The organism is Armatimonadota bacterium (assembly GCA_013314775.1).
In the GTDB taxonomy this organism is placed as follows: Bacteria; Armatimonadota; Zipacnadia; order Zipacnadales; family JABUFB01; genus JABUFB01.
Window position 1 is genome coordinate 25,072 of the sequence record JABUFB010000008.1, and the last position, 14,126, is coordinate 39,197.

The 14,126-nt window shown below is 61.8% G+C and carries 6 protein-coding genes; 2 read left to right on the top strand and 4 right to left on the bottom strand.

Translation table 11 applies throughout. The features are described from left to right. Positions 1-11 precede the first annotated feature (11 nt). From HPY44_07680 to HPY44_07690, 3 genes are all read right to left on the bottom strand, one after another. The gene (locus HPY44_07680; protein ID NSW55875.1) at positions 12-2,960 is read right to left on the bottom strand and encodes a DUF5107 domain-containing protein; all 2,949 of its coding nucleotides are present in this window, start codon (positions 2,958-2,960) and stop codon (positions 12-14) included. 129 nt (positions 2,961-3,089) lie between these two features. Next, a complete protein-coding gene (locus tag HPY44_07685; protein ID NSW55876.1) occupies positions 3,090-4,646 on the bottom strand; it encodes a PD40 domain-containing protein in 1,557 nt (518 codons plus the stop codon). 332 nt (positions 4,647-4,978) lie between these two features. Next, positions 4,979-8,248 (bottom strand): hypothetical protein, encoded by a 3,270-nt coding sequence (locus HPY44_07690; GenBank protein NSW55877.1) that lies wholly within the window; start codon positions 8,246-8,248, stop codon positions 4,979-4,981. A 540-nt stretch (positions 8,249-8,788) separates the two neighbouring features. Between HPY44_07690 and HPY44_07695 the strand changes: the two genes are divergently transcribed. Both HPY44_07695 and HPY44_07700 read left to right on the top strand, forming a co-directional pair. Then, positions 8,789-9,850 carry a M42 family metallopeptidase gene (locus tag HPY44_07695; protein ID NSW55878.1) on the top strand — a complete coding sequence of 354 codons (1,062 nt, stop codon included), beginning with the start codon at positions 8,789-8,791 and terminating at the stop codon, positions 9,848-9,850. 74 nt (positions 9,851-9,924) lie between these two features. Continuing rightward, positions 9,925-10,677, top strand: coding sequence for an RsbRD N-terminal domain-containing protein (locus HPY44_07700; GenBank protein NSW55879.1), 753 nt, complete (start codon positions 9,925-9,927; stop codon positions 10,675-10,677). 105 nt (positions 10,678-10,782) lie between these two features. On the opposite strand, the gene HPY44_07705 is transcribed toward HPY44_07700, so the two are convergent. Beyond that, on the bottom strand, positions 10,783-13,947 hold the full coding sequence (locus HPY44_07705; protein ID NSW55880.1) for a glycoside hydrolase family 99-like domain-containing protein: 3,165 nt from the start codon (positions 13,945-13,947) through the stop codon (positions 10,783-10,785). Positions 13,948-14,126 lie beyond the last annotated feature (179 nt).

Sequence of the window (14,126 nt, forward strand, 5' to 3'; positions counted from 1 at the left end):
CTGACGTCTGATTATTCCGCCAAACGGTCCAGAATCGTTCGTGCAGTCGCGCCCGCGCGCGGGTGATCGCGATGTTCCTCGGCCCAGGCCCGTAGTTCGGCCTCAAGCGCGGAGGCCTCGTCAGTGCGGCCGAGCTCCCGCAGAGCCAGAAGCTGCCACCAGTCGGCGTCGCGGTTGTGTCCGTGGGGCTCGGCCGCCGCTGCCTCCAGCAGTTGAGAGCGGCGCCCTGCATCCCCGACGGCCCCTGCCTGCTCCGCAGCAAGCCAGTAGAGAAGGGCGTCAGAGTCTCGGGAACGCTTGCCCACGCCGAGATTGCGGGGGTAGGTCAGGGCAAGCTCGAGATCGGCGAGGGCAGCTCTGTGGTCGCCGGATTCCGCGTGCTTCCGGGCGCGGCCAGAGAGACAGTCAGTCCAAAGGCCCCGCATGTGATGGGCGCCTTCCCACGGGAAGTAGCGGTGGGAGGTGAGCAGCGCGAGAGCCTCATCGAACCGTTCCAGGCGGACGAGAAGTTCGGCCTCACGCCCGGCTATCTGCCATTTGCTCCTGACCTCAGGGGGACTGCTCGCAAGCACTTGCCACAGTTCATCATCACTGGCCCCAAGCTTGTCGCCCATGACCTGGATCAGGCTCAGGTAGTAGCGGTAGTCCTGGGGATTGCGGGCGATGGCGTTCCGGTAATGGGTCGCCGATGCCTCCGCATTGTCCTCCCAGGCCAGACTGCCGTAGGCCAGGTTGCGATGCAACACGGCGAAAGAGTCATCAATCTCCAGCGCTGCGCGCCACTGTGCCATGGCATCCTCGCCACGGTCGAGGGAAGCAAGAAGGTTGCCGTAGAGGTACCGGGCTTTCCAGTCGGAAGGATTAGCCTCGATCGCGCGAGCGAGGACCGGCACCTCTTCCAGGCGGCTGGGGAAGCAGAAATCCACGGGGCAGGCCGCCGCGCGCTCGAAGGCCCGGTCTGCCCGATCCTTTTCCCCCAGCTTCTCGTAAAACCAGGCGAGGACATACTGGGTCATGGGGTAGTTGGAAGCGCCGGGACAGTGTTCGAGGGCGAGCTCCATGACTCTCACTGCAACACGGGGCTCTTGGCGGACCGCGTACTCAAGCCATCGTTCGACATCGCCGCGACAACGTTTGATGAACCCTCGCAGCCCCTGTTCCGGCGTGATTCCAGGCGGTGGGAGGAACAGGTCGCCAGTGAGCAAGGCGTGTCCCGACGCAATCCCATACGGCAGAACGCCGGGATCCAGCATCTCCCCGGGCCCTTCCTGATCTCTGATGGTGGCCATTAGCTCGGGGAATGAGTATACGTGGCCTTCCATGGTTCGCATGCTGCGGGCCAGGGCGTCCTCGGCTCCGAGTAGATCTCCCGCCCGTCGGCGCGCCACGCCAAGGAGATGCCAACCCTCGGCGCAATCGGGGTTGCGGAAGGTAGCCTCCTCGAGGTGGGCGATTGCGTCTTCGTACTTTGCGGAGCGGATATCGAGAAGGCCCAGGCCGATATGCGCCTGTGAGAACCCGGGGTCGATGCTCAGGACACGGGTGAAAAGATCGCGCGCCCGAGAGTGCTCCAAACGCTTGAGGGCGGAGTTGGCGAGAACGCACAGCTCTTCGCAGTTCGCGTGCTCCTCTGACGGCGGCTGCCGGGGTTTGTCTTCGCCGGTCTCCGCAACTTTCGGCTGACACATGTGCCAAGGTGGGTGCTTGTAGGCGATGATCGGGCCGTCGATCTCGTGGTGGGTAAGCTCCAGCCTGTATCGGCTGTCCGGACCGGCCCCCTCGGGAAGCGGGATGGTCGCGGCAAAGGGCGCTCTGGGCCCGACCAACAACTCAGCTGACCAGACGGTGACGTCGTTGTGCGTGAGCGCCAGTACAGCGCCCTCGAACTCCGTGGTCGTTAGCGCGCCGACACGAATCTGGTCCCCAATGAGCTGGAAATTGAGAATTCCGCCCTCGTCGGCGCAGACCCAGCCACCCATGCCGTGTTCGGGCATCCACACACTGTCAAGTCGCACCGTCTCGTTCGGCTGGATGAACTCCCAAATGCTCTGGGTTTCGTAACGGCCGGACTGGATTTCGACGTATTGCCCATCCTCGTCCGTGAGCAGATCCACCCAGATCATGCCATCATCGCCGGTGCCCCAGGTGAAGTACTTCTTCCCCTGCATCTCGTGACGGTCGGCCACGTGCACCATGCCGAAGTCGATGTCATCATAGTGACAGCCGAAGTAATCTTCACGAACGTCCAGGGTGAAGATGTCATCGGCATGATCATGAGCAGTGTAGCGGGAAATGTCGGTTCCGTCGGCCTTGACGGGGTAGTCAACAATGCCGCCGGAGACCCTGGCCTTGCGTGCCGGATACACGAGCCGCAGGTCATCCCTGGCCGGCACAGCGGAATTGTTCCAGAACCAGTACCGCTGTTTGTAGGGCATGGGATTGGTCAGCGTCACCTGCTCGTGCAGGGCGCGTTCGCCTTCATACAGGAGAAGGTCAACCACCCATTCCATTCGGCTCACTCGGCACGTATTTTCGATACTGATTTGCGCGCTGTCTTTCCACTGTTCCAAGCTCCAACTCACCGCGTCGACGGTGGTATACGTGTGCCCCATGGGAAAGTTGAACTCGATCCCTCCGGAGATCCAGGCACCGCGGGTAGCGACGAGACCGTATTTGATCACATTGTTGCGGTAGAAAACCTCTCTCTTGCAGACTTTGTCGTACAACGAGTACAGATGCCCGCCCAGTTCGGGAAGAACAATGCAATGGAGGAAGTCATTCTCAAGGTGCAGCGCCACCCACTTACGCACTGATGGCGGCCCTTCCAGCACATCATCCTGGAGCGGGTACGGGTAGACCGCCCACGAGCTATTCTGCCGCTGAAATGGCGGATTGGGGTCTTCGGGGCCAAGGGGGTAGGTGGGGATGCCGATCTTGTTCTGCCAGGCGCGAACAGACATGGTGCACCTCGAATGCTGTTGGGTAGGGCAGCCAACGGAGCGCAGACGCTGCGTTCCGTGGGAGCCGGATGGCTTTCGACGGGGAAAGTTGGAATTCCTCCGCAAACAACCGGGACGGTTGAGTTGCGATCAGTTCAGACCGGAGACCGTGACCAGCGTTGCTCCGGCGGCCGAATACACCAGGATGCGCCGGGCATCCGGACCAGCGGAGGGAGGGGATGCGTAGTACGTCCCCTTGAAAGCACACGCTGGGCGTGGTAGAGAGCCATCAACCGGCGTGGCGTAGACGTCGTAGGTCTTGCGGGCATTGCGCATGAGGAACAGGATCGACTTGCCGTCGGGCATGAAGCTGGGGTAGTAGATGATCTCCGGGTCCTCCACGAGCACGTTGGTCTTGTCGGGTTTGTCGGCGGGATGGAAAGAGAGCCGCCAAAGGCGCTCGGGAGTGTATGTGACAGAGAGCGTCACGAAGCCGGTCCCCGTCGGACTCCATGTGATATGCTGGAAGCTGTAACCGGGTGGAGGAGAGACCAGCACCTCCTGCGGCGCGTTCACCGCGTCCTGGGCGATTAGAATGCCGCGACCCCTGCGGGGCACGTATCCGTCGAAGCACAGGCGCTTTCCGTCAGGGTGCCAGCATGGGATGCCAACAGACTGCCCCGAGTGTACGAGCCGCACGTCGGTGCCGTCTGCGTTGACGGTGCGAAGCTCGTATTCCCAGGTCTTTTTTCCATCCTTCTCTACCTCGTGGTACGACCGCAATGCCAGACGCGTCCCGTCCGGTGACCAGCCGATGCCCGAAGGGTAGCCGTCCACGGTGAGGAGCGGCCTGGCATCCTGGGGTGCCGCGGCCGAGCAGACCAGGAGCTGTCTATTGGCGGTGGCACCGGCACCTGTGTACGCGATCTGTGTTCCGTCGGGGGAGAACAGGAAATAGTTCCCGCGAATCTCCAGGGAGCTTTCGTAAAGCGGGTAGAGGTTGTTGCGCAGGACCCACGTCTCGGGCCGGCAGGGCTCCAGGCGGGTGAAGGCCAGCCAGTGCTCCCGGGCCTGCGCTGTCTGGCCCCGTTGCGCCAGGATTTTCCCGGCCAACAATCGAGCGCGGGCAGCATCCGGGTGACGTGCGATCACATCCAGAAGGCGCTGCAGGGCTCCTGATGTGTCATACTCCGCAAGATCCACTTCCGCTCTGGCGGTCAGCGCGTCGGCCATCTCGGGCGCTGCGGCGAGAGCAAAATCTACCGAAAGGCGTGCCTCGAAGCGACGCTCGGGGTCATCCAGTAGAATGCGTCCGATGCCCACGTGGGCAGCGACGTTGGCGCGGTCCATGGCAAGAGCGTCCTGGTAGATGGACAGGGCTTCATCCGCCCGACCGATCTCGTGAAGTGCCGATGCGAGACGAACGCTGACGTCCGGGTCGGGCTGGAGGAACAGGAGAGCTTCGTAGCAGTCCGCAGCGGTTGAAAATGCACCACAGCGCATGGCAAGACGTCCGCAGGCCTGGAGGGCGTGTCGGTTGTCTGGCTCATTCTCCATCCATTTGCGGGCAGCCTGGAAGGCCGATTCGATCTCACCTGCGTCTTCCAGGCGGGACACTTCGGCCCCGTAGTCGTCTATTGCGAAGGTGACTGACGGAAGGACCAGAGAAGAAAGCACGAACGTCAAGAGGGGGATGGCGGCGGTCAAGAACACCACTCCAAAGCATTCGCAAGAGCGGCCGGGATCAGGCTGATGCTCCGGGCCGGATGCCACTTGGAGGCCTTTCGCCCTCCATCCACTCTCTACCTGCATGGATACCCAGGGCCCAGAACTGAACTGGCTCCGCTTGGGGCGGAGCCAGTCAGGTGCGCAGATGTTCAAGGCGGCCGGCGTTCAGCGAGTTCGTAAGCGAGTCCTGCCGTTCGACCTCACTTCGCGCAATTCGGTCCCAGGCCCCCCCCCGGGGGCTCCCTCAGAGGAAGGACCGTTCGACCGCCTTGAAAGCGGTGAAGGGAGCCCGGGAACAAGGCGGGCGACCATTAGCACCCCCAGCGATGCCGGTCGCGAGTCCGCTTGGAGCTCTTCTGGCGGTACACATCCACCTTGACAGTGTTGCTCTTGGTAACCTCGCCGTCGATCCCGACGTAAGCGGTGTTGGACAGAGTGCAGACCTTCTCTTTTCCGCAATTGTACCCACCGCTGCCGCAGGTGAAGTCAATGCGGGCTTCGCTGTCAGCCTCGACGGAGCATTGCCGGCTCTCGCGCCAGTCCTCCACCTTGACCTTGATCAGGAAGTAATGGTCGCCGGTCTCCAATGTAACGTCCTTCCAGACCACCGTGCGCTTGGAGCTGATGTACTGTGCACTCGGTGTCGCGCCGACCAGCTTCAGTCCGGTCGGGAGCTTGTCCCAGATTGTAACCGTTGCGGGCCCGTTTTCCACAGTCACCTTCAGAGCGTAGATGATGGTGTCGCCCACCACGACCTCATCATCGGACACGGCCTTGGTGATCGTCACCACTGGGTCGGGAGTGGCGCCGGAGTTGTCCGGGGTGGGGTTGCCCGGGTTCTCGGGATTCGCTGGCGGCGTCACTTCGTCACCGAGCTTCGCGTAGGCGATGTTGGTCAGTTTGATGGTGCCGGGATGGCAGGCGAAGGATATGGAGCCCATACTGCTGCCAGTCCAGGATGCCGGAACGAGCTGGAAGTTGGGAACAGACGCGCTAAGCTGGTCCCAGACCTCGAACTCCACCTCGTTGCTTACAACCCATTCGGTGCCGCTCGGAGCCCCGGCATCGCCGGCCGGGAGCTTGGTGATCTTCGCGACGAGCACCAGGTTGGTGACGCTTGGGCCGGCTGGCAGCGGAACGGTCCACTTGACATAGCCACCGGCCGACACGAACTGCCCGCCGGCGCTGGCGGTCACGAAGCTCAGGCAGCTGTCCAGGTAGTCGCGCACTTCAACCTGCCGGGCAGCGCTGAGTTCTGCGCGCACCGTGATGGTGAAGGCCATGTAGCTGCCAATTACCGGGGTAGGATCGCTGCTGGCGTTGCCCAGATTGTTGATGGTATCCGCGAGGTTGTGGATAGTCTCGAGATCGGCCCCTGGAGTGTTCAGGGCTTCTTCGGCCATCCGCAGGAAGGCAGAGTGTGCCGCGCCGTCGGCCATTGCGAAGACGCCGGACACGTAGTTGAGCTCGCAGGCCAGCAGCTGCTTCAGGGTCTTGGAGGTCCAGTCATTGCTGTTGCTGGACATAATGTTGAATGCCGCGGTCAGAGCAGCGTCTTCAGATGCCTTGTCGCCAGGGATGGCTGCCGGGATCAGGTTCTTGTAGGGGTTGTCCAGGTAGAAATCCCGCACCAGGTTCAGCCACGTGATGTACTGCGTCCGGGTAACCTGCGTGCCGCTCTTGCAGTCTCGGATCTTCTGAGCGTTGTTCTTCCAGAAGCCAATGGTGTGGCACTCGCCCACCATCTTGCCGCCGGTCTTCTCGATCGTGATCTCGTCCTCATCTTCGCGAACCAGGCCGGCGTCCCAGGTAAGATCCGTGATACCGGGGAACAGGATGGTGCCGACCGTGGTCCCGTCAGACGCCGCATCTGAATCTGCCGCGTTGTCACCGGCGTCCTGGGTGGTGAAGCTGTAGCCGGATGGCAGCTCAAAGCTCACCGAGTATGCTCCCGGCTCCAGTTCGTCGAACAGGTAGAACCCATCCTCATCGGTCAGCATGCTGTCTACTTCGGCGCCATTGCCGTCAAGCAGCTTGACCAGCACCCCGGACACGCCATCTTCATCATCGTCCTGGATGCCGTTCTCGTTGGCATCGAGCCAGACATAGTCACCGATAGCCGCCGGAAGGACAACCAGCCCGGCATCCCAGGTGAGGTCGGTCTCGCCGGGGTCGAGCGTGGTCGACACGGTCTTCCCGTCCACGTTGGCATCGGAGTCGATCGCGTCGTCACCAGCGTTCTGCTTCGTGAACCCGAAGGAAGCGTTGGGATTGACAAAGGTGATGGAGTAATCGCCAGGCTCCAGGCCGTCGAAGAGATAAAGGCCGTTCTCATCAGTGGTTTCAGTCGGCCCCAGCGGGTCGCCGTTCCCGTCGCACAGGAGCACCGTGATACCGGGTACGGGAAGCTCGCTGGAGTCCTGAAGGCCGTCGCGGTCCAGATCGAACCAGACCCGGTCGCCGATGGCCGCAGGGAGCTGGTAGAGACCGCAGTCCCAGGTCAGGTCCTGCTCACTGGGTGCGAGATCGGTTGCCACAGTGCGGCGGACACTCGGGCTGCTGAGTTCCTGATCCGCGTCGGAGTCGAGTGCCCGATCTCCACCGGCGTTCGGGGTAACGAAGCCATAGCCGGCAGGCGGCTGGAATGAGACATAGTAGCTGCCGGGCTTCAGGCCCTGGAACAGGTACTTGCCATCAGAGCCGGTGGTCTGCGTGGCGATAACCTCATCATTGTCGTCGTAGAGGGTGACGATTGCCCCGGCCACCCCCGGCTCGCCCGGGTCCTGAACGTTGTCCCTGTTCTTGTCCAGCCAGACGAAGTCACCAATGGACGCAGGCGGAAGGTCAGGCGTGTCGATGGTATAGCCGAAGTCCACATGCTTGCGATGGTCACCCTTGAAGCCGGCGATATCGTTGGCAACCTGGGAATACTCGGTCAGCTCGCCGGTTGACCAATCATACGGCGGCTCCGGCCATACGGCGTTGTTCTTGGTCATGAAGCCGCGGTAACCAGGGAACGTGCCTGTCGGCCAGTTGAAGACTTGTCCGGGCACTTGCGGATAGGCCAGAACGATATTGCCGTACGATGCCTTCAGGGCATTAGTTTCATGCTTGCTGAGGATCTCGCCAGCCGGATCGTCGTGACCGGTCGTGCAGGTAAGGGCTGAGAACGGACCATAGGCCGCCTCAGGCCATTCGTTGACCTTGATATACACTTCGTAACGTGCTTCATTGCGCCCAAGGGCCGCCCACTGGGCTGCCGTGTTCAGAGCATTGAACTCATAGTAGCCGTTGGCGTCCGTCGTGGTGCTTTTCAGCTCTAAGACGGAAGGCGTGTTGCCGTTGGGCCCGTTCAGGAAATGTAGCCGCAAGCCCACGGCGACCCCCTGAAACCCCTGCTCGCCCGCATCCCACATGCCATTCGTGAGGCCGTAGGCGCCTGGTCCTGTCCCGTCGGTGAACACGTATCCGCTGATCTTGCTGGCGGACTTGGTGCCCAGCGACCAGCTGGTCGCACACAGTCCGGTTAGCAGCACCACCACTAGTGCGGCGGGAAAACCCGTTCCGGACTTGCTCAACATGCTTCTTCCTCCTAATGGCATTCTGGAAGCAGATGCCTTATGATGCCCCCCTGGCATCCGCATGGAGCGAGATGACCAAGGTATATACGTCTCGTGAGCTTTGGAATAGATATCTGGAGGAAATCCGAATGAGGACCCAAGAGCAGGAACGCTTGACGACCTGCTCTGCCGTGGGTGCCCTTGGTTTCAACACCTGGCCGGGGGGGGCCTTAGTCGGAGCCACCAGAGTTGGACTTTGGGCTGTGTCTGATATTCAGTTATCGCGCTGCTGGCACAAGGTCTTCATGTCTGAGGGTTCATGTATCCCTTGGTGCACAAGTATAGTATCCAAAAGCCTATCATGAATCAATCCTTGGTCGCGCAAATAACAATCAAAAGTTGCTCAAGGTATGTTCTGACGTTGACCGCGCGCTCCATACGCGCCCAAGCCAACAGAAGCCGCCTCAAAAAGCCCTCGATTCTGCTCTGCAAACGCACGGAAGGTGTCAGGCTATAGGGTGTCGAAAGGCGCTTGGTGAGGAAAAACCCAGGAGGTCCCTAATGAAGAAAGCCTCTCTTGCGTTTCTCGAACAGTTGGTGGGCACGCCGTCCCCATCTGGCTTCGAACAACCTGTACAAAAGATTGTGCGAGACGAAGCAGCGAAGCTCGCCGATGAAGTGCGCACCGATGTGCACGGTAATGTGATCGCGGTCAAGAATCCGTCGGGAACCCCGCGTGTGATGCTGGCAGGGCATTGCGACCAGATCGGCTTGATGGTCCAGCATATTACGGACGAGGGGTATCTCAAGTTCGCCCAGATCGGCGGCGTTGATCCCACGGTGCTCGCCGGACAGCGAGTCATCGTCCACAGTGAACATGGTCCGGTGCCCGGAATCATCGGGCGCAAGCCGGTCCACGTCATGAAGCCCGAGGAGCGCGGGGGGAAGATCGAGCTGACCGACCTGTACATTGATATTGGCGTGTGCGGAAAAAAGGCGGCGGGGAAGCTCGTCCAGGTGGGGGATCCGGTCACCTTCGAGCTGGGCATGAAAAGCCTGGCTGGTGACTTGAGATTCGCGGCTGGTTTCGACGATAAGGCCGGCGTGTTCGTAGCGATGGAAGTCCTGCGCCTTCTGCAGAAAGAGGAAATTGCCTGCGCAGTGTATGCTGTCTCTACGGTGCAGGAAGAGCTTGGTCTACGCGGCGCGCAGACCAGCGCTTTCGGGATCGAGCCTTTGGTGGGTATTGCGATAGACGTCACCCACGCAAGCGACTGCGCCGGCGTGGATCCAGGTCAGTGCGGGGACATCAAGATCGGAGGTGGCCCGGCGATCGGCCGGGGACCCAACATAAACCCGGTGGTTGGGAGAATGCTCATCGACACGGCACGGAAGGAGAAGATCCCGTACCAGGTTGAGCCTTGCCCGCGCAGCACAGGCACAGACGCCAATGCTATCCAGGTCAGCCGGGCCGGTGTCGCCGCCGGGCTCATCAGCATTCCAAACCGCTATATGCACACCCCTGTGGAGATGATCTCTCTGGTCGACCTCGAGAACGCCATCAAGCTGATCGCGGCTATGCTCAGGAAGATCGATGCGACCACCGATTTCACGCCTGTCTAGTCGCGTTGCAGCCGGGGGAGGGGACAGACGCCTTTGGAGGGAAGGAAAACGCAGGGGGGACTGGAGGGACCGGCGTGGACAACAGGCTGGCGGAGATTTTGCGCAGTCGCAAGAGTGAGATCGCGGCAGACTGGGCCCGAAGGGTGCATGCTTCGAGCCCTCACTACCAGAGCCGATCGATCGAGGAGATCCAGGCCCGTTCCGAGGCCTTGCTGGACGGCCTGATCGCCGCGGTCATTGAGGACGAGTTCGAGAAGCTGGAGGCTGCCCTCAAGGCCATCGCCGGTCTGCGCGCTGCCCAGGGTTTCGCCGCGGGAGAGATTCAGCATGCACTCCTGATGGGTTGCGACGTGGTCTGCCCGGTGATTGAGGCCGAGTTCCGGGACGACGCGCGTCTCCTGGTTTGGTCGGTTTCCCGGGTCGAACGCGCTATCAACCGCGCCGTGGAGCTTTTCGGGCAAGCTTTCCGTGAAGCCCAGGGCGAGCCGCAACGTCCGGCGTGTCCCGAAGCGCTGGGACTGTCTGAGAAGCGCCTGGCTGCCCTGGTCACAGCGCTGGACTACCGTTGCGCCGCGGTGGACTTACAGCGGCGAGTGACCTGGTGCGGTAACGGCAACGGTGCTTCGATGCCGGAGTGCATGAGGTGTGGCGCGTTATTCTCATGCACCGACACGCAGAAATGCCCCGTTGCGCGGGCTTTCGAAAGTGGCCGGCCGGAGCGAGGAGAGGGGTGCGAGGACTGCGGCGTGATGCTCGCAGTGCCGGTGCGCGACGACTGTGGGGCAGTGGTTGAGGTCTTGGCACTGGCGCCGGTTTCAGCTCAGTAGCTTCCGGCGGTCCGGTGACGATTGCAGGAGCGGGGACCGACACAAGCACCGGGACAGCCCCGGGGCGTGAACCGGTCCCCGCTTCTATGCCCGGTCAGCCCATGCCTACTTCTGAGGAAGCTCTGCGTGTTCAGCAATCTCCTCGGCGCTGAGCGGACGGTCCCAGATCGTGACCTCGTCCAGGATGCCCTCGAAGTACGCGCGGGGATGTCCCGGTGTGTAGCTGCCCACGTTCAAGTTCGCGGTGCTCGGCGTGATCTTCCCTCCGCGAGCCAGTTCCCCCACGAGCTTGCCGTCAATGTACAGGCGCATCACGCGATTGTCGTACGTTGCGGCCACGTGGGTCCATTTCCCCAGCGGCGCGGGCTCGGGCGAAGTCAGGTTGTGGCTCCAGGAGGTTACCGGCATTTGGAAGACGATATGCCCGGCACCCATGCCCAGGCGATACCCGGTGGTGGACTGACCTATCGTATTGATCATCCACTGGTCGGTCTGGTCCGGTACGTCCGTCTTGTACCACAGTTCGATGGTCAGACCCGACGGCGACCAGAACTCGGGGCTGGCAGCGTGTGAGATCGTCCCGCCTTTGCACAGGAAGCCTTTGCCAATCACGCCTGGCGCGGATTCGAAGCCTTGCTTCATGGCATGGAAAGCGCAGGCCGAAGAGTCGTAGGCGAGGGTTTCGTCATCTTCCTCGAAGCTCCAGCGTGCCACCAGGTGGTCCACCACCACGTGGTCCTTCTTCACGGCCTCCGGGCCCACGATCTCCCTGTACAGCTTGTAGACGCGCTCCGGCGGCTCAAGGCCAAGATCCTCGGGAATCACGTGGTTGCATGGCTGGCCCGGGTCGCAGAAGACGTCTTTGATAGCATCCAGAAAGCCGAAGCCCTCGCCCGTGCAGGGCTCGATGTAGTGGCCCTCGCCAAACTCGTTCCAGTTGTCGAAGACCACCAGACGCTTGTCGAGACCGTTCCCGGGGGTGTTCTCCACGATCTCGCGGGCGTTGAGGCAGGCCTGCTTGAAGGCGTCTACCGAGAGGTTACCCACGTACGAAGTCGTGTGTTCGCGGTGCCAGGGCCGGGGGTCCCAGCCGCACATGACATCCACGATGTCAGGCACTCCACCCGCGTCCTTCTTCCCCTGGAGCACCTGCGCCTGGCTGGTCACCCATTCGGTGTGGTCCACGTAAGGGATGCCCTCGATGTCATTGACGGGCCGGCTGGTGGGCTTGCCCGAAAGGCCATACGCCGAGCTGTAATCCCAGGTCTCTTCCTTCATGCGGCGAAGGAGGTTGGTCTCCACGCCGCCGACGCAGCCGATGATATACAAGCCGTCAAAGCCTTTCTTACGGCACTCGGCGCGCATGAGTTCGAACATGCGGGCCACGTTTTCCGAGCCGCCGACCTCGCCAGCGACCCGCTCTGGCCGCCAGACGAAAAGCACGGGTTTGTTGTCAATGATGAGGTATGAGGGGTGGGTGAAGTAGTTCTCCATCCAGTAGGGCATGAGATTGTCCATCATGTCCTCGACCGACTGGACGCCTTTGGCACACCCGTTTTCCCACATGATGCAGAACTTGAAGCGGTCGACATAACGAGACTTGAGCAGACCGTCGTGAATGGCGTGGCCGAGGGTGTGCTTGACATCCGGCCCCCAGTTCTCGCGGTACCAGCAGTAGATGAAAGCCTGAATACCATGCTCGAGGGCGTACTTGATATGCCAGTCGGCGACTTCGGGAGTCCCTTCATCATACCAGCCGATCGCAGGCCGGCGGTTGGGCCAGTCTTCAATGCGGTTCCAGCCGTAGTGGGTGCCGAATTTCCACAGCGGGCAGTAATGCATGAGCATGGTGTACTTCGAAGTTGCCGGGACAGGTTCGGGTACGTAATCACTGGGCGGGAAATTGGCAGGAGGATCGAACCGCACGCCAATCTCCTCGCTGAAGGCGGCCATTTCCGGGGCGCTGACGGTGGCTTTCACGCGTCCCGAGACCGGCTCGTCCGCGCGCACAGTCCAGCGCACGATCCGTGTTGCCCCGAAGGGCACGAGCCCGAGGTCTTTGGTGGCCTCGCCGATGATCTCAACCCCCTTTGGCACCTCAAGAGCGACTGAGACACTCTCCACGTCTCGGGCAAGACCGCGTACGGTAGTGAGAATCTCTTCGGTCCGGCCCGCTCGCAAGACCGCCCTGCCCGGAGCCAGACTGCGCAAGTAGACCAGTGGCTTTCCCGCGGGCTTCTCCGAGATGTACAGATGCTCGAGGGTGAGCTGGTGAGCGTCGCCGTCCGCGAAGGTGATGCCCAGGGCCTTGAGCCTCCCGGTCCACATCGGACTGGGGCCAAGATCGAAAATGGTGGTGCGGTTAAGATCATGCAGAGGGACGGTGACGCTGCCTTCGCCCACGTCGGTCAAGAAATGGACATGCACCGACTTCGCCGTATCGCTCCCCGCATCAAGGCAGAGGTACCTCTTTTGTGTGATATCCAAGTCCAGGTTCGCGTTGAAAAACATGGAGGTAGCTTCCGGGCAACTGAGTCGGGTTGTGCCCGCCCGGCTGGTAGTTGTGGCGCCCCAGCCCGCCTGCCAGCCCTCCCAGCCATCGGCGCCGCCGAAATGCGCCTGGCTCGACTTGTCCGTTGCGGCCGCCGTGGCGTCGGCCAGGCGCCTGCGGCTGATGAGACCCGGATTACCGATTCGCAGTTCGTCGATCTGCGCGCTGGTGGGGCCGATCTCGATGGGCTTGTCCGTAGGAACAGGCACGCCCTGGCGGATGCCCGTGAAGTCCTCACCGTCGACGGTCAGCACAATCTCGCTGCCCGTCCAGCGGGCGACGATGTGCTGCCACTTGCCCACCAGCGGCTCGGGCCCGCGCACACGGGGCTCCCAGCCGCCCATGAACACGAAGAACGCATAGCAGCCACCTTCGGAACTGGCGTCGATGCGCAGGTAGTATTCGCCGTCCTTGCGCACGATCTGTTCGTATGCTTTGGGTTGGCTCTCGAACCGCACCCAGACGTCGATGACGATCCCGGGTGATATCTGGAGCTCTGGCTTGCTGGGTACGGTGAGTGTCTGACCAGCCAGACTCAGCGCGCGCCCCGTGTGGCCCGGCACGTACTTCAGTTCGGGGCCGGTTGCGTGATTGCCCGAGCCACTGGAGTCCTCAAGGTTGCCCTCGAAGGCCCAATGGGCGACGTCGCCTGAGACCTGTGCAAAGGCTCCACTGAGGCTGAGTAGAATGGACAGCATGGGCAGGATGCCTCGGGACATGAGGGCTTCTCCATGGAGTGATTGCGCCGGGATGTTCGCCGGTAACTGACGGAATACGCTTTCCGCGATTGTCCGGCACATACCTGCACAGAACGCCTGCCACGGACCCCTGGTTCAGTTTGAGTTACCCGGGAACCCAGCCGGGAGGCGACCGCGCACTCGCGGCGAATATGGTCGCG

Coding starts and splice junctions, on each gene's coding strand:
- HPY44_07690 (NSW55877.1), bottom strand. CDS start 8,248: ATGTTGAGCAAGTCCGGAACGGGTTTTCCCGCCGCACTAGTGGTGGTG.
- HPY44_07695 (NSW55878.1), top strand. CDS start 8,789: ATGAAGAAAGCCTCTCTTGCGTTTCTCGAACAGTTGGTGGGCACGCCG.
- HPY44_07680 (NSW55875.1), bottom strand. CDS start 2,960: ATGTCTGTTCGCGCCTGGCAGAACAAGATCGGCATCCCCACCTACCCC.
- HPY44_07705 (NSW55880.1), bottom strand. CDS start 13,947: ATGTCCCGAGGCATCCTGCCCATGCTGTCCATTCTACTCAGCCTCAGT.